Here is a 16,422-nt window from a genome sequence, read left to right on the forward strand (position 1 = left end):
ACAAGATGAGATTTCTTTAAAGGGTCGTAGGAGATGACTACGTTGATAGGCTACAGGTGTAAAGGCAGTAATGTCATAGCCGAGTAGTACTAATAACCCATAGGCTTATTGTACGCCTGTTTTTTTATAAGAGTACAAACTAATTACTAGTCATGATTTTTTTCAATATGTTAAGATATTTGCGCAGTAGCGCGGTTAATGGTTGTAAGTTAATGGTTATTAGTTGGTAGTTTACCAACAACCAGAAATAGAAAATCAATAACCAACAGTTTAAGGTGGTTATAGCGATGGGGCTCACCTCTTACCTTTCCGAACAGAGAAGTTAAGCCCATTAGCGCCGATGGTACTACACTCGTGGGAGAGTAGGTCGCCGCCTTTTTTCAAACCCTTCACAATACTGTGAAGGGTTTTTTTGTTTTAGTACTTTTCCTTTTTAAAAAAAATATAGCACTTTTTATAGTTAATCATTACTATATACTATGACGCTTTAGTGTTCATTAATTAAAATCAAGAAAACTGTGATTTGTGGGTTATGATTGGTGTTTATAATATTTTAAGTTAATAACGACTGTATTTTTCTTAATTAAATGGTATCAATTTCTACTTGATTTCTAGTTATAGCGTTACTTATTTGTGTTTGTAGTCCAAACTCTTGACATAACATGTAGTTTTTTTGTTTTGTTATATATGACATAATCTATTATTAGTAATTTTATTTTTACTAAACGAAAATAAGTGGTATTATTGGAGAATATTTTAACCAACACTAAACTAAATTATGGGAATAATCTCTTTTGTAGGCTTCACTCTACTTGTGGCCGTTATATCTTATTATGCAACTCGGAAAACAGACGAATCATCATCCGATGGCTATTTTCTTGGAGGACGAAGTTTAACCGGAGTTGTAATTGCAGGTTCATTATTACTTACAAATTTATCTACCGAACAAATTGTAGGCTTAAATGGTGATGCTTATACCGATGGTATTTTGGTAATGGCATGGGAAACTCTTGCTGCTATAGCAATGGTTATTACTGCTATATTTTTACTGCCAAGATATTTAAAAGGCGGTATATCAACTATTCCAACATTTTTAGAACGACGATTCGATAAAACCACCAAAGCGATAACGTCAGGATTATTTTTAACAGGTTATGCTGTTGTATTGTTGCCAATGGTTTTATTTACAGGCTCTAAAGCCATTAGTGGCATGTTTAATATTCCAGAATTACTAGGTGTTAGCAGTTGGGCTGCAGTATGGATTTGCGTTTGGGGAATAGGAATTATAGGATCTATTTACGCTATATTTGGTGGATTAAAGGCTGTTGTGGTTTCAGATACAATAAACGCTGTAGGCTTATTAATTGGAGGGCTTTTAATTCCAATATTCGGATTAATGGCTATTGGAGACGATGGAACTATTATGTCAGGATTGGCAAAACTAGGAACCGATCATCCAGAAAAGTTAAATGCTATTGGTGGTCCAGATTCAAGTATTCCTTTTGAGACTATTTTTACAGGTATGATGCTTGTTCAATTGTTTTATTGGGGAAGTAATCAGCAAATTATTCAACGTGCTTTAGGAGCAAAAAATCTTGCTGAAGGGCAAAAAGGTTTAACCATTGCCGCATTCATTAAAATTTTAGGCCCAATAATAGTGGTACTTCCAGGTATTATAGCTTATCATAAGTACGGGGAAGGATTAGCAACCAGTGATGTTTACCCTAAATTAGTTGCAGATGTTTTACCTGATGTTTGGGTGGGCTTTTTTGCAGCTGTATTGTTCGGAGCTATTTTAAGTTCATTTAATTCGGCTTTAAATAGTTGTGTAACATTATATGGGGTTGATATTTATAAGCAGTTTATAAATAAAGAGGCTAGCGACCGTGTAGTTGTAAAAAAAGGGAAAACTTTTGGTGTTATTTTAGCATTTTTTGCCATGTTTATTGCACCATTTTTAATTTATGCAGATAGTATTTTTGGTTATTTACAAACGGTAAATGGAGCTTATAGTGTACCAATTTTGTCGGTAATTGTAATAGGTATATTAACCAAACGAGTACCTGCTATTGCTGCAAAAGTAGGTGTTATTTTTGCATTTGTAGTATATGTTTTATATATAGTTTTAGCTAACGGTTTGGGCGTGATTAGTTTACATATGTTGCATATGCAAGCCATTACATTTGTGCTTACTATTATAATTATGCTTGTAATTGGTAAATTAAAACCAAGAGAAACACCATACGAACAGTTTTACACAAAACAAGTTGACGTTGTGCCTTGGAAGCCTGTTAAAATAGTAGGCGCATTAATATGCTTAGTTGTAATATCAACATACATTATTTTTAGCTAGAAATTTTATTAAAATAAATAGAATAAAAAACAGGATGTTTTTAGCATCCTGTTTTTTTAGTTTTATATTTTTTGTGTGAGCAGCATTAATTTGTTACCTAAAGCATCTGTAGTAAAAAACAAGTAAATATCTCCACCATCTTTTAAATTAAACTTTTTTCTGATTTGGCTAACGCTTTCAGAAAAGTTTCGTGTGGTAATATTAGCTTTTTTTATTCCTAAAGATTTAATACTTTTCTTGTTATACGGAATCACTTTGTCAATTTTAAATATACGACCAGGAAACTTAATTAAATCTGCACTAGTATATAAATGCGAATGTTTTTGAAGTTTAGAAATCTTAAGTTTTTTACTAATAATATTAAAACCACCAGATTTTAAAATAGCTGAATTTGGCTCGTATAAATAAGTTTGTGGAGTTTCATATATTGTTTCAGTATCTGTTTCTTCATTCAAAATAAAATTGAAGTGTTCTTTTTTATTGTTTTTAAGGTTAACTGTTTTTATTTCTACAGAAGCTTCGTGCCCATATTCTAACTCCCAAAGTAATTCTTTTACCTCGTTATTTATAGCGACAATGTGAATGTTTTTTACATATTTTAATTCGTTTAACCCTACAGATATATCAAGTAGAGGAGAAGTTTTAATCATTATATTTTTTGAATGATTAAAAAGAAGGTTTAAATGTTCTGGTACGTTTGGTAAACAATCTTTTAAAAAAAAGACTTTACCTTTTGTATCGTGTCTGCGAGACGGGTCGATGTAAATCCAGTCAAAATTAGTATCAATATTGCTTAAATAATCTACACCATTAACGTTTTTGGTTTGTATATTAGGTATTGATAATTGTTTGTAATTATGATTTACAATTTTAGATAAGTTTTCATTTATTTCACAGTGCGTTACAACATCAAATTTTTTAGAGAAGTAAAAACAATCTACACCAAAACCACCAGTTAAATCAATTATAGATTTTCCAGAGATTAAAGAAGCTTTGTATTTTGCTGAAATTTCTGAAGAAGTTTGCTCAATATTTAATTTATTTGGGTAATAAATATTTTTAGTTTCAAACCAAGTTGGTAGCTTTTTTTGGCATCTTTTTTTAGCTTCAATTTGTTCAATTATTGTTTTTATTGCTACGGTTTCAAAATTATTTCCTTTTAGTAAAAGGGTGTTAATATCTGCGTTTAGATTTTCATCTATATAATTTTGAATTTCAGTATTTAAAATAGATAAATTCAAAAGAAACTATTATAAATTCTTGGTAAGTTTTTTTACTATTTTATTGTCTGTAACAAAAGCTTTTAAAATAACTTTTAGTGCTGTATACGCAGGTACAGCAACTATTAAACCTACAATACCAAATAATATACCTGTTATTAAAATAACTAAAAATATTTCTAGTGGGTGAGATTTTACACTTTTTGAAAATATAACCGGCTGAGATATAAAATTATCTATAAGTTGGCCAAAGGTTACAATTACTAAAACCCAAAGAGTTTTAGGTAAAATAAATTCACTGAAAGATTCTCCTAAATTACTTGTAGTTGTTAAAATTACCATTAAAACAGCACCAATAACAGGCCCTAAATAAGGGATAAGGTTTATTAGTGCGCATAAAAAAGCAATAAGCACTGCGTTTTCAATGCCAATTATTAATAAGCCAATGGTGTAAATAATAAAGAGTATTGAAATTTGACAAATTAAGCCCACAAAATAGCGAGAAAGTAAATCTTTAATTTTGTTAGATGAGCGTTTCCAGCGTTCTTCCTTACCTTCAGGAATAAGTGTTAATACACCGTTATCGAACATTTTGTTGTCTTTTAAAAAGAAAAACGTAATAAATAAAACCGAAAATAACCCGATACTAAAATTGCCAAAACCGCTAACCACAGAATTTAAGAAATCCGGCAGAATGGAAAAATCTATTTTTGAAGCTATATTCGATTCTTTTAAAGAATTTCGAATATCGCTTTGGTGTAAATCGAAGTGCGTTAAAATTTCGTTATATAAATTTTCAATATTGGTTTGTAATTCTTCAATATTTATTAAAGATAAGTTTTCGCCTTGTTTAACCAGAAGCGGTATTATTAAAGCCATTATACCGGCAAAAACTCCAAAAAAAACAAGCATAGTAAAAATTACCGCAAGTGTATTTTTAAATTTTAATTTATTTTCTAAAAAAGAGACAATAGGTCGGCCTATCAAGGATATAACTGCTGCAATAGCTATATAAGTTATTACAGATTGAATTTTATATAAAAAGTAAAGCACCAAAGCAATACTAAGTATAATGCCAATAGCTCTTAAAATTCCGTTAGAAATGGTTTTAGACGTCAATGTTATATAATAATTTAAGTAAATCTAGCCATTTCGGTTGAGACTAGAAACAACCAAGATAAAATACTTCAATATTTATTTAAAGTTATAAAAATTGTTTAGTTATTTCATAAAGGGCGATATTGGTAGCTTGAACTACATTCATACTGCTATTTTGCCCAAACATGTTAATATGAATAATAGAACTCGATACATTTAATATAGATTCTGATATTCCAAAGTTTTCGTCTCCAATTACTAATGCAATAGGTTTTTCTATTTGAAATTGAAATGCATGTATAGGTATGCTATTATCTGTAATTTCAAGTGAAATAATTTGATGCGTTTTTTTTAAAGCATGTATTACCTCTGAAGCATCTTGAGCTAATTTGTAGCTCACTGTTTTTTCTGTAGATCTTGAGGTTTTAGTAATCCGTCTGCCTAAAGAAACATCACCACAAAGAATAAGCTCATTAACTCCAAAAGCATCGCAAATTCTAAATAAGCTACCAATATTTGGTGCATTGGTAACATTATCGCACACTAATATTATTGGGAAAATGCGCTTTTTAAAATTAGTATTGTAGTGGTTTAGTTGCATTTGTATAGATTAATCATCTAATAATACCTTGTTAAAAGCACTAGCTTTTTTTTCTTGATTCATCCAAATAGCAATAGGAATACTGCCAGATAATGTAGAAATAAATCCAAAATCCCATAAAATAATGGTTATTAAAATTGCTAAAAGAAGCCCTCCAAGAATAATTACATAATTTGAGGATGCGTGTAGCCTATTTATGTGTCTTTTGGTGTAACTGCCGCAATATTTACAAGGTTCATTAATTTCTAGACCTATTTCTTGTTTTAAATCATATCGGTTATTTGATTTAACCTTTATACTATTTAATTTGTTACATGATGGTGAGCTACAGTAATAGTTTAATTTCATAATAGTTTATTTATTTTAAATGAAATTTAGAATAATTTGAAAAAGAGCGTTTGATTAATTCTCAAAAGCAAATTTTACAATATTTGCACCCATTTTTAGTGCTTTTTCACGAATATCTTCAGGATCGTTATGCACAACGGAATCTTCCCAACCATCACCTAAATCGCTTTCAAAAGTAAACAAAACAACTAATCTGTTTTCTTGAAAAATACCGAAAGCTTGTGGGCGTTTGCCATCATGTTCATGAATTTTAGGTAAGCCATCGGGGAAATTAAAAGCAGAATTAAAAATAGAATGATTTGCTGGTAGCTCAATTAATTCTTTATCAGGAAATACTTTTTTTAATTCTTTGGTTACATAAGGCTTTAACCCATAATTATCATCTATGTGCAAAAAACCACCAGAAATAAGGTAGTTACGAAGGTTTTCTGCATCAGCCTCACTAAAAAACACATAACCATGCCCTGTCATATGGATAAATGGATATTGAAAAATATCTGGACTACCAACTTCAACGGTTTGAGGTTTGGAGTTTATTTTAGTGTTTATATTTTTATTACAAAATGCTATAAGATTGGGTAATGCTGTTGGGTTTCCATACCAATCGCCGCCACCGCTGTATTTAAGTACAGCTAAATCTTGAGCTTTAGTTACAAAAGAAAATAAGCAAAATGTAAAAATTATATATAATTTCATGCTATTCATTTATAAACGCTACCGAATGGCAGGCTACAATAGCTGCAGTTTCGGTACGTAATCTGGTTTCACCCAAAGTTACGGGAATAAATTTATTTTTAATAGCTGCTTCAATTTCTTTGATTGAAAAATCGCCTTCAGGCCCTATTAAAATAGTAATATTAGTACTGGGTTTAAGTAGGCTTTTTAATGATTTTTTATTAGTTTCTTCGCAATGTGCAATAAATAAATCGCCATTAAAATTTTGTTTTAAAAATTCTGAAAATGTAATAGCTTGATTTAATTTAGGCATATAGTATTGCAACGATTGTTTCACGGCCGATTGTAATATGCGCTCAAAACGATCAATTTTAACGACTTTGCGTTCGCTGTGGTCGCAAATTATAGGAGTAATGCTGTCTATGCCTATTTCTGTTGCTTTTTCTAAAAACCACTCATAGCGGTCGTTCATTTTAGTTGGGGCAACTGCTAAATGTAAATTATAATTGTGTTTTTTTTGAAAGGTTTTCGAAATTATTTTAGCAACACATTTGTTTATGTTGCTCACAAAAATTTCGGCAGTAAACAACCAGCCATTACCGTTAGTAATATGTAAACTGTCTCCAATATTTTTACGTAATACTTTTACAATATGGCGACTTTCATCTTTATTAAAAGTGAATTCTGCTGTACTATCGGTAATGTCTGGATTGTAAAAAAGTTGCATTAGTTTTGTTCAACAATTTTTAAAACTTCAATTTCAACGATTTTTTTTGGTTCTTCGGTTATCATGGCTACGTAATACCAATTATTTTTTGGAATATCGATTGTAAAAGGCTCGCCAACTTCATGATGGTTATCTAAAATGAAAGGTTCAAAATCTTCATGTAAATCGCCTTTAGTAACCCAACCTAAATCACCTCCTTTTTGTGCATTTGAATCCATAGAATATTGCTTCGCTAAAAAATCGAAAGCAGCACCGTTGTTGTATTTGTTTATTATAAGTTTACGTAAGTCGTTTAAGTTTTTTTTATCGTAAATGTTACCATCTAAGTAAATATAAGAGGCTCGTTGGTATTTCTTTTTATGTCTTTTAATAATTTTAAAATAGGTGGTTTCAAATTCATTTTCGGTTTTTTTAGTACCACCAACGCCTAATTTAAAAAGCTCTTTAGCTAAAATAGTTTTGTGCTTTTCTTCATTAAAAGTAATAAGCTTGTTTTTTTTCGATTTTTTTTCGGCTAAAAAAGTTTCAATTTGCTCTGGAGTTTCTAAAAGTGCTAATTCTTTTTCAGTAGATGTTTGGGCGTAAAATACTGTTGTAAAACCTGCTAAGGTTAAAAATAGTAATGTTTTTTTCATAAAAATGTAGGTTTTGTTATTCCTTATCAAAATTAAAGGATATGGAATTTCAGGCTTTTATAAGGTAAATAAGTTGTTAAGAAATATTGTTAATAACTCTGTTTTTTTTTGGAGTTAAATTTTTAACCTTGCCGAGGCAGCAACATTATTTTTAGCAAAATCGTTATCCAAATATTTTAAATAGCCAACAATGGCTATCATAGCAGCATTATCTGTTGTAAATTCAAATTTGGGAATGTATGTAGTCCATCCAAACTTTTTCTCACCATCTTTTAATGCTTGTCTAATACCTGAATTTGCAGAAACACCACCACCAATTGCAATATGGTTAATGCCAGTTTCTTTAGAGGCTAGTTTTAGCTTGTCAATTAAAATACCAATAATGGTGTATTGAATAGAAGCACAAATATCGTTTATATTTTCTTCAATAAAATTGGGGTTAGCTTTAGTTTCTTTTTGTATAAAATATAAAATGGCTGTTTTTAACCCTGAAAAGCTAAAATTTAAACCATCAACTTTAGGTTTAGTAAACTTGAATGCTTTTGGGTTTCCAAGTTTCGAACGTTTATCAATTTCTGGTCCTGCGGGATAGCCTAAACCTAAAATTTTACCACTTTTATCAAAAGCCTCACCAACGGCATCATCAATTGTTTCCCCAATAACTGTCATGTCAAAATAATTATCAACACGAACAATTTGTGTATGTCCGCCCGAAATGGTCATGGCTAAAAACGGAAAAGGAGGTTTATTATAGCCATCTTCATCAATAAAATGAGCTAAAATATGACCTTGCATGTGGTTAACATCAATTAGCGGAATATTTAATCCATAGGCTAAAGATTTTGCAAACGATGTACCAACTAACAAGCTTCCCATTAAACCTGGTCCTCGCGTAAACGCAATAGCATGGAGTTGTTCTTTTTTTATGTTTGCTTTTTCTAATGCCTGATGTACAACAGGAACAATGTTCTGCTGATGCGCTCGTGAAGCTAATTCTGGAACAACGCCACCATAGGCTTCATGTATTTTTTGATTTGCAATTACATTGCTTAAAATTTTGCCATCGTGGATTACAGATGCTGCAGTATCGTCGCAAGACGACTCAATTCCGAGTATATAAATATTTTGTGACGCCATTAATAAAATTTGGGCATAATTATTGTTAATTTTGAAATTTGATTGAAGTTTATAAATATAACTACAATCGAAAAGCAAAAATAAAGATTCTAAGAATAAAATCTACAAATTAAAGCATATCAAAAAGGCATTTAAAATATTTTATAAAATTGTGGGCATTTTGCTTATGCTTTTTATTATTTTGGTGTTAGTACTTTCTGTCCCTGGGGTTCAGACTAAACTTGGAAAATACGCAACAAAACGTTTAAACGATGAGTTTAAAACCAATATTAATATTGCTCGCATAAGTCTTCAATTTAATGGTGATGTAGAACTTAAAGATATTTATGTTGAAGATTATAAAAAAGACACTTTAATTGCAATAAAAGAGCTTAATACTTCAATTTTAAGTTTTACCAATTTAGCCAACGGAAATTTAGTTTTTGGAGATATTGATATTGAAAACCTACTATTTAATATTAAAACTTATAAAGACGAGGCAAAAACAAACTTAGATGTTTTTGTAGAAAAATTTGAAAACGATAACCCATCGACTAGTTCAAGTAATTTTTTGTTATCGTCTAGCGATGTTTCTATTTACAACAGTGTTTTTAAACTAGTAAATGAAAACAATGCACAACCAACTGTTTTGCAGTTTGATGCATTAAATATAAATGCTACAAATTTTTTAATTCACGGTAGCGAGGTTAGTACTCGTATAAATACGCTGGCTTTTAAAGATAGTAGAGGATTAGAGGTGAAAAATTTAATGACTGATTTTAGTTATACCTTATCCGGAATGACTTTTAGCAGACTGCAAATTAAAACACCAAATTCGTCTTTAAACGGCGATTTAAAATTTAGTTATAAGCGAGAAGATTTACAGTATTTTACAGACAAGGTTTTTGTTAATGCGAATTTCACTAATTCTAGTGTGTATTTAAACGAATTAAATGTTTTTTACAATGAATTTGGCACCCAACAAATTGCTAATTTTAGTGCAAATATATCTGGAACTTTAAACGATTTAAAAACCGATAATTTAATTCTTAATACAAATTCCAAAACCAAAATTTATGGCGATTTAAGTTTTAAAAACTTGTTTAATGCCGAGGATCATAATTTTGTTATGGATGGTCGGTTTAATAATTTAACCTCTACTTACCAGGATTTAACGGCGTTGTTACCTAATGTTTTGGGTGAAGCCATACCTTCAGCCTTAAACAATGTTGGCCTGTTTACAATTAGAGGTAATTCGCATGTAACATCGACTGCCGTGAATGCCGATGTTAATATTAATACCGATTTAGGTTTTATTGATGCCAACTTAACAATCGATAAAATTAACGACATCGATAATGCAAACTATAAAGGCAAAGTTATTTTTAAAGATTTCGATTTTGGTACTTTTTTAAACGATGATGCGGTTGGTTTAGGGTCGTTAAATGTCGATGTTAATGGCGAAGGTTTTATCGTAGAGTCTTTAAACACAAAAGTTATTGGCGATATTTTTAAAATTGAATACAACAATTACGCTTACAGAAATACTAAAGTTTCAGGAACAGTTAAGAACAAAATTTTTGATGGTAATTTAGTAGTTAACGATCCTAATTTAAAAATGAATTTTAATGGACTCGTTGACTTTTCAGAAACAATAAAAAAATACGATTTCGAAGCGATTGTAGATTATGCTAATTTAAAAACATTAAACTTCGTTAAGCACGATAGTATATCAGAATTTAGTAGTCGTGTTAGAATGAATATGAATAGTAGTTCGCTAGATGACGCCTATGGAAAAATAGCTTTCGAAAAAACCAGATATAAAAACGAAAACGACACGTACAGGTTCGAAAAATTTGATATAGCATCGCGCTTTAATGACGACCAACGTTACTTAACATTTAATTCACCCGATATTATAGAAGGCGAGTTAAAAGGCCGTTTTTATATAAAAGAAATTAGAAAATTATTCGAAAACTCCATTGGTCACATATATACCAATTATGTTCCTTATAAAGTTGAAGCTAACCAGAATGTCGATTTTCATTTTAATATTTATAATAAAATTGTAGAAGTATTTTATCCCGAGTTAGAGCTCGGAAATAATACTTTTATTCGAGGAACTGTTGAAAGTAATGAAGAAAATTTTAAGCTTACCTTTAAATCGCCAGAAATTAAAATACCCGATTATTTAGCTAATAATATTGAAATACAGGTAGATAATAGTAATCCGCTATTTAATACTTATGTCGAAATTGATAAGTTAAACACCAAGTTTTACGATGTTTCCGATTTTAATTTAATTAATGTAACCGTAAACGATACCTTGTTTATGCGAAGCGAATTTAACGGTGGTAAAAAAGGGAACGATATTTATAATTTAAGTTTTTATCATACTATAAACCAAGCGAACGAATCTGTAATAGGCTTTAAAAAGAGCGATGTAACCATAAAAAATAACAAGTGGTATATTAACGAAAATCAAGATCGTTATCATAAAGTATCTTTTGATAAAAAGTTTACAAAATTTAATATCGATAAGTTTAGAATTAACCACAAGAATGAAGAAATAAAGCTTTCTGGTTTTTTAAAAGATTCTACACAAAAAGATATAAAACTGAATTTTTCTAATGTCGATTTAGCTAAAATAACGCCAGATATCGATAGTCTAAAATTATCTGGAAATGTAAATGGTAAGTTAGATGTTTTGCAACAAAATGGGAGTTATTTACCAAATTCGAACGTGGTTATAGACGATTTAAAAATAAATGATTTTCTATTAGGTTCGTTTGATGCTTCAATTACAGGAAACGAGTCTTTAACCAATTATGTTGTCGATGCTACAATTAAAGACGATACCGAAAAAACATTTAGAGCAAAAGGCGATATTTATGTTAGCGGTAAGCAATCCAGTATCGATGTTTCGCTTGAACTTAATAAGTTTAATTTATATCCTTTAAACCCCTTGTTAGAAGATGTACTTTCAAATATTCGAGGAGAAGTAACAGGAGATATTCGCGTGTCTGGTAACTTAAATCAACCAAATATAGACGGTAATGCTATTTTAACAAATGCCGGATTAGGGGTGCCATATTTAAACGTAGATTATAATTTTAACGATAATGCTTCCTTAAGTTTAAAAAATCAATCTTTTGTGTTTAATAATATTGGCTTAACCGATTCAAAGTACAATTCAAAAGGAAAACTTAATGGTTATATTGAGCATAATAATTTCTCCCAATGGAAGTTAGGTCTAGATATTTCGTCTTCAAATTTATTAATTTTAGATACTCAAGAAACCGAAGAGTCGCTTTACTACGGTACAGGTTTTATAGGAGGTGTTGCTAGTATTCAAGGACCAACCGATGAACTTGTAATTCGTGTTATTGCCGAAACTAAAAAAGGAACAACGTTTAAAATCCCTTTAAATGATGCAGAATCTTTTGGAGATAACTCGTACATACATTTTATTACAAAAGAAGAAAAAGAAGCAAAACGAGAAGGGCGTGAAGTGGTTTTTGAAGAAATTAAAGGGTTAGAGCTCGATTTTGATCTAGATGTAACTGAAGATGCTGAAGTAGAAATTATAATCGATAAAAATACCGGACATTCCTTAAAAGGGCGAGGAAACGGTGGTTTGTTAGTAGAAATTAATACCAACGGAAAATTTGATATGTGGGGCGATTTCGCCGTTTTTGAAGGTGTTTATAACTTCGCTTATGGAGGTATTATTCAAAAAGAATTTATTGTACAACCAGGAGGAACCATTGCTTGGGAAGGCGATCCGCTAGATGCAACTATTGATATGTTAGCCATTTATAAAACACAAGCTAATCCATCGCCGTTACTCGATAATCCTATAAATAGAAGTATACCCGTAGAACTAAATATTGCGTTAAATGGAAACCTAGAACAGTTCGATCCTATTTTTTCCTTTAATTTTCCAAATGTAAGCTCATCAATAAAATCCGAGCTTCAATATCGTTTAGATTCTGACGAGAATAAACAAAACCAAGCCCTTTATTTAATATCAACAGGCTCGTTCTCGCAAGGTTTAAACGAATTAAATTTTTCGGGTACAATTGCCGAACGATTAAATGGTATTATTAATGGTATTTTTTCTAATAACGGTAAGCTTAATATCGGTTTAAACTATGAAGCCGGACAAAATACGGCCTATTATCAAACCGATGACAGGGTTGGGTTTACACTACAAACACAACTAAACGATCGAGTACTTATTAACGGTAAAGTAGGGGTTCCAGTAGGCGGAGCAACAGAAACTGTTGTAGCAGGCGATGTGGAAATTAGTTTTTTATTAAATGAAGAAGGTACACTTACCGCAAAAGTATTTAATAGAGAAAATAGTATTCAGAATTTTGGAGAGCAAATAGGCTATACTCAAGGTATAGGTATATCCTACAATGTCGATTTCGATACGTTCAAGGAGTTGCTTCAAAAAATATTTAATAAGCAAGAAGAAAATAGCGTTTTAGAGGAAGCTCCAAAAGAAGAAAATAACCCAGCGTTACCCGAGCATATTTCGTTTAAATCATCCTCAAATAATTAGTGTAAAATCTAATAAATCACAATGTTTGGTGCATTTTTATCAACTAAAACGTTGTAGTTTTTAAAGTATTATTAAAAATGTATTAAACCTTTAGATATGTGCTTTTTGTTTACTAATTTTACTCAATAAAGTACAAAAATTTAATGTCAGAAACCATAAAAAAACTAGCTGTTTTAACTTCCGGAGGAGATTCTCCAGGAATGAATGCTGCAATTCGTGCAGTAGTTAGAACTTGCGCATTTCATAGTATAGAATGTGTTGGCGTTTATCGCGGATACGAAGGCCTAATTGAAGGCGATTTTGAACCCTTAGATGCACGTAGTGTTAAAGGGGTTATTAATAAAGGCGGAACCTTTTTAAAATCTGCAAGATCTAAAACTTTTAGAACTAAAGAAGGTAGAGAAAAAGCATACCAAAACTTAAAGAATGAAAACGTAGATGGTCTTGTGGTTATAGGAGGAGACGGTTCTTTTACTGGAGCACTTGTTTTTAATTCTGAATTTAATTTTCCTGTGATGGGTATTCCGGGAACAATTGATAATGATATTTTTGGAACCTCTCATACTTTAGGTTTCGATACCGCTTTAAATACAGTTGTTGATGCTATCGATAAAATTAGAGATACGGCGAGTTCGCACAACCGCCTATTTTTTGTTGAAGTTATGGGGCGTGATGTTGGGCATATTGCTTTAAATGCCGGAATTGCAGGTGGTGCAGAAGAAATTTTAATACCTGAAGAAGATTTAGGATTAGAAAGATTAGTAGACTCTTTAAATAAAAGTAAAACTACTGGAAAAACATCGAGTATCGTTATTGTTGCAGAAGGTGATAAAATTGGAAAAAACATTTTCGAACTTAAAGATTATGTAGACCAAAATATGGAAGGTTACGATGTTCGTGTTTCTGTATTAGGACACATGCAACGCGGAGGTGCACCATCATGTTTCGATCGTGTATTGGCCAGTAGAATGGGGGTTAAGGCTGTAGAATCTATTTTAGATGGTGAAACCAATTATATGGTTGGTTTAAATAACGGAAAGATACAATTAACACCTCTTGAAAAAGCCATAAAAGGAAAAACAAAAATAAATTTAGAATTACTACGTGTGTCAGATATTATGAGCACTTAAATAAACATTTATTAATTATTATTATGTCAAAATTGAAAATTGGAATTAACGGATTTGGAAGAATAGGTAGAATAGCTTTTAGAGTAGCAGCTTCTAGACCAGATATTGAAATAGTAGCAATAAACGACTTATTAGACGTTGAGCACTTAGCATATTTATTAAAATACGATTCAGTTCACGGTCAATTTGATGGGACTATCGATGTAAAAGATGGAAACTTAGTTGTAAACGGAAACGAAATTCGTATTACTGCAGAGCGTAATCCGGAAGATTTAAAATGGGATGCCGTTGGTGCAACCGTAGTTTTAGATTGTACTGGTATTTTTACAACTCTAGATAAAGCTGAAGCACACCTTAAAGCAGGTGCTAAAAAGGTAGCTATTTCTGCGCCTTCTGCAGATGCTCCAATGTTTGTAATGGGTGTAAACCACGATAAGATTACAGCAAACGATACCATAGTATCAAATGCTTCTTGTACAACAAACTGTTTAGCGCCTTTAGCTAAAGTAATTAATGATAAGTTTGGTATTGCAGAAGGGTTAATGACTACAGTTCATGCGGCAACTTCAACTCAATTTGTTGTAGATGCACCTTCAAGAAAAAACTACAGATTAGGTCGTGCGGCAATTTCTAATATTATTCCTTCGTCAACGGGTGCAGCAAAAGCTGTTGGTAAAGTAATTCCAGAATTAAATGGTAAATTAACAGGTATGGCATTTAGAGTACCAACTCCAGATGTTTCTGTAGTAGATTTAACTTGTCGTTTAGAAAACCCTGCTTCTTTTGATGAAGTTAAAGCTGCGCTTAAAGAAGCTTCAGAAGGAGAATTAAAAGGAATTTTAGGATACACAGAAGAAGGTGTTGTTTCTCAAGATTTCGTATCAGAACCTAGAACAAGTGTTTTTGATGCCGATGCAAGTATTGGTTTAAATGATGGTTTCATTAAATTAATTTCTTGGTACGATAACGAGTTTGGTTACTCTACTAAGTTAATCGATTTAGCACAACACATCGGTTCTTTATAATATTTTTATAACTTTAAAACTCCGCAATTCATAGTTGCGGAGTTTTTTTATCTTTAATTTAATGGTTTTAATTGTTGATAGCGGCTCTACAAAATCCGATTGGATAGCGGTAGACAATAATGGGAATAAATTACTTGAAAAAATTCGTACCGAAGGGTTAAACCCGGCTATTCTTTCGGAAAATAAATTAACAAAACGAATAGAAAAAAGCGATGTTTTACTTAAACATAAAAATGATGTAACGCACTTGTATTTTTATGGTGCTGGTTGCGGTACAGAAAACGCAAAGCATAATTTAAGTAATGTTTTAAACAAGATGTTTCCTAATGCTCATGTTGAAGTAAATGAGGATACTTTAGCGGCTGTATATTCTACAATTAGCAATCCAAACCAGGCTGCTGTAGTTTGTATTTTGGGTACAGGATCTAACTGTAGCTATTACGATGGTGAAAACCTGCATCAACGCGTCGTTTCATTGGGTTACACTTTAATGGATGATGCATCTGGTAACTATTACGGCAAACAATTAATACGCGATTATTACTATAATAAAATGCCCGAAAATATTAAAATTGCTTTTGGAAGTAAATTTAATATGGATGCCGATTTTATTAAAAATAACTTGTATAAAAAACCTAGCCCGAACGCTTATTTGGCCAACTTTGCTGAATTTATGTTTTTACATAAAGATTCAGACTATACCATAAATCTTATAAAAAAAGGGATTCGATTATTCGCAGAAACCATGATTATGCAATACGAGGAAGAGCTTAAAACAGTTCCGGTACATTTTGCAGGGTCAATTGGTTATTTTGCGCAAGAGGAAATTAAAGCAGTAGGAGAAGAAATGGGCTTTACAGTAGGTAACTTTATTCGCAGACCAATTGAAGGTTTAATTCCTTTCCATACAAAAAACTTATAATT

The 16,422-nt window shown here is 31.3% G+C and carries 13 protein-coding genes and 2 rRNA genes; 7 read left to right on the forward strand and 8 right to left on the reverse strand.

The genetic code is table 11. The features are described 5' to 3' along the window. The 3 genes from LG651_RS07970 to LG651_RS07980 form a co-directional block, all read left to right on the forward strand. Positions 1-113: ribosomal RNA gene (locus LG651_RS07970) — 23S ribosomal RNA — on the forward strand; the annotation flags it as partial. Between the two features lie 158 nt (positions 114-271). After that, a 5S ribosomal RNA gene (rrf, locus tag LG651_RS07975) occupies positions 272-379 on the forward strand. A 399-nt stretch (positions 380-778) separates the two neighbouring features. Next, entirely contained in the window at positions 779-2,353 is a 1,575-nt protein-coding gene (locus LG651_RS07980) for a solute:sodium symporter family transporter (protein WP_226695613.1), read from the forward strand. 62 nt (positions 2,354-2,415) lie between these two features. On the opposite strand, the gene LG651_RS07985 is transcribed toward LG651_RS07980, so the two are convergent. The 8 genes from LG651_RS07985 to tsaD all read right to left on the reverse strand — a co-directional run bounded on the left by LG651_RS07985 (position 2,416) and on the right by tsaD (position 8,794). After that, positions 2,416-3,594 (reverse strand): THUMP-like domain-containing protein, encoded by a 1,179-nt coding sequence (locus LG651_RS07985; RefSeq protein WP_226695614.1) that lies wholly within the window; start codon positions 3,592-3,594, stop codon positions 2,416-2,418. A gap of 9 nt (positions 3,595-3,603) precedes the next feature. Beyond that, on the reverse strand, positions 3,604-4,692 hold the full coding sequence (locus LG651_RS07990) for an AI-2E family transporter (protein WP_226695615.1): 1,089 nt from the start codon (positions 4,690-4,692) through the stop codon (positions 3,604-3,606). Between the two features lie 85 nt (positions 4,693-4,777). After that, on the reverse strand, positions 4,778-5,272 hold the full coding sequence (locus LG651_RS07995; protein ID WP_226695616.1) for a TrmH family RNA methyltransferase: 495 nt from the start codon (positions 5,270-5,272) through the stop codon (positions 4,778-4,780). 9 nt (positions 5,273-5,281) lie between these two features. Beyond that, positions 5,282-5,620, reverse strand: coding sequence for a hypothetical protein (locus LG651_RS08000; RefSeq protein ID WP_226695617.1), 339 nt, complete (start codon positions 5,618-5,620; stop codon positions 5,282-5,284). A gap of 54 nt (positions 5,621-5,674) precedes the next feature. Beyond that, entirely contained in the window at positions 5,675-6,316 is a 642-nt protein-coding gene (locus LG651_RS08005) for a DUF4159 domain-containing protein (RefSeq protein WP_394371663.1), read from the reverse strand. A gap of 1 nt (position 6,317) precedes the next feature. Next, the gene (locus tag LG651_RS08010) at positions 6,318-7,022 is read right to left on the reverse strand and encodes a 16S rRNA (uracil(1498)-N(3))-methyltransferase (RefSeq protein ID WP_226695619.1); all 705 of its coding nucleotides are present in this window, start codon (positions 7,020-7,022) and stop codon (positions 6,318-6,320) included. Next, on the reverse strand, positions 7,022-7,657 hold the full coding sequence (locus LG651_RS08015) for a peptidylprolyl isomerase (RefSeq protein ID WP_226695620.1): 636 nt from the start codon (positions 7,655-7,657) through the stop codon (positions 7,022-7,024). The genes LG651_RS08010 and LG651_RS08015 overlap by 1 nt, the downstream gene beginning before the upstream one ends. Positions 7,658-7,771: 114 nt before the next feature. Next, a complete protein-coding gene (gene tsaD, locus LG651_RS08020) occupies positions 7,772-8,794 on the reverse strand; it encodes a tRNA (adenosine(37)-N6)-threonylcarbamoyltransferase complex transferase subunit TsaD (RefSeq protein ID WP_226695621.1) in 1,023 nt (340 codons plus the stop codon). A gap of 151 nt (positions 8,795-8,945) precedes the next feature. Here tsaD and LG651_RS08025 point away from each other — a divergent pair, with 151 nt between their 5' ends. The 4 genes from LG651_RS08025 to LG651_RS08040 all read left to right on the forward strand — a co-directional run bounded on the left by LG651_RS08025 (position 8,946) and on the right by LG651_RS08040 (position 16,420). Then, positions 8,946-13,343 (forward strand): translocation/assembly module TamB domain-containing protein, encoded by a 4,398-nt coding sequence (locus tag LG651_RS08025; protein ID WP_226695622.1) that lies wholly within the window; start codon positions 8,946-8,948, stop codon positions 13,341-13,343. Positions 13,344-13,486: 143 nt separating this feature from the next. After that, entirely contained in the window at positions 13,487-14,473 is a 987-nt protein-coding gene (pfkA, locus tag LG651_RS08030) for a 6-phosphofructokinase (RefSeq protein WP_226695623.1), read from the forward strand. Positions 14,474-14,496: 23 nt separating this feature from the next. Then, entirely contained in the window at positions 14,497-15,498 is a 1,002-nt protein-coding gene (gene gap / locus LG651_RS08035; protein ID WP_226695624.1) for a type I glyceraldehyde-3-phosphate dehydrogenase, read from the forward strand. Positions 15,499-15,559: 61 nt separating this feature from the next. After that, positions 15,560-16,420, forward strand: coding sequence for an N-acetylglucosamine kinase (locus tag LG651_RS08040; protein WP_226695625.1), 861 nt, complete (start codon positions 15,560-15,562; stop codon positions 16,418-16,420). Positions 16,421-16,422 lie beyond the last annotated feature (2 nt).

Source organism: Neotamlana sargassicola, assembly GCF_020523965.1.
Lineage (GTDB): Bacteria > Bacteroidota > Bacteroidia > Flavobacteriales > Flavobacteriaceae > Neotamlana > Neotamlana sargassicola.

Bases quoted from the DNA above. Each gene is read 5' to 3' on its own strand.
- LG651_RS07980 (WP_226695613.1), top strand. From the start codon at position 779: ATGGGAATAATCTCTTTTGTAGGCTTCACTCTACTTGTGGCCGTTATA.
- LG651_RS07995 (WP_226695616.1), bottom strand. From the start codon at position 5,272: ATGCAACTAAACCACTACAATACTAATTTTAAAAAGCGCATTTTCCCA.
- LG651_RS08000 (WP_226695617.1), bottom strand. From the start codon at position 5,620: ATGAAATTAAACTATTACTGTAGCTCACCATCATGTAACAAATTAAAT.
- LG651_RS08005 (WP_394371663.1), bottom strand. From the start codon at position 6,316: ATGAAATTATATATAATTTTTACATTTTGCTTATTTTCTTTTGTAACT.
- LG651_RS08010 (WP_226695619.1), bottom strand. From the start codon at position 7,022: ATGCAACTTTTTTACAATCCAGACATTACCGATAGTACAGCAGAATTC.
- LG651_RS08015 (WP_226695620.1), bottom strand. From the start codon at position 7,657: ATGAAAAAAACATTACTATTTTTAACCTTAGCAGGTTTTACAACAGTA.
- tsaD (WP_226695621.1), bottom strand. From the start codon at position 8,794: ATGGCGTCACAAAATATTTATATACTCGGAATTGAGTCGTCTTGCGAC.
- pfkA (WP_226695623.1), top strand. From the start codon at position 13,487: ATGTCAGAAACCATAAAAAAACTAGCTGTTTTAACTTCCGGAGGAGAT.
- gap (WP_226695624.1), top strand. From the start codon at position 14,497: ATGTCAAAATTGAAAATTGGAATTAACGGATTTGGAAGAATAGGTAGA.
- LG651_RS08040 (WP_226695625.1), top strand. From the start codon at position 15,560: ATGGTTTTAATTGTTGATAGCGGCTCTACAAAATCCGATTGGATAGCG.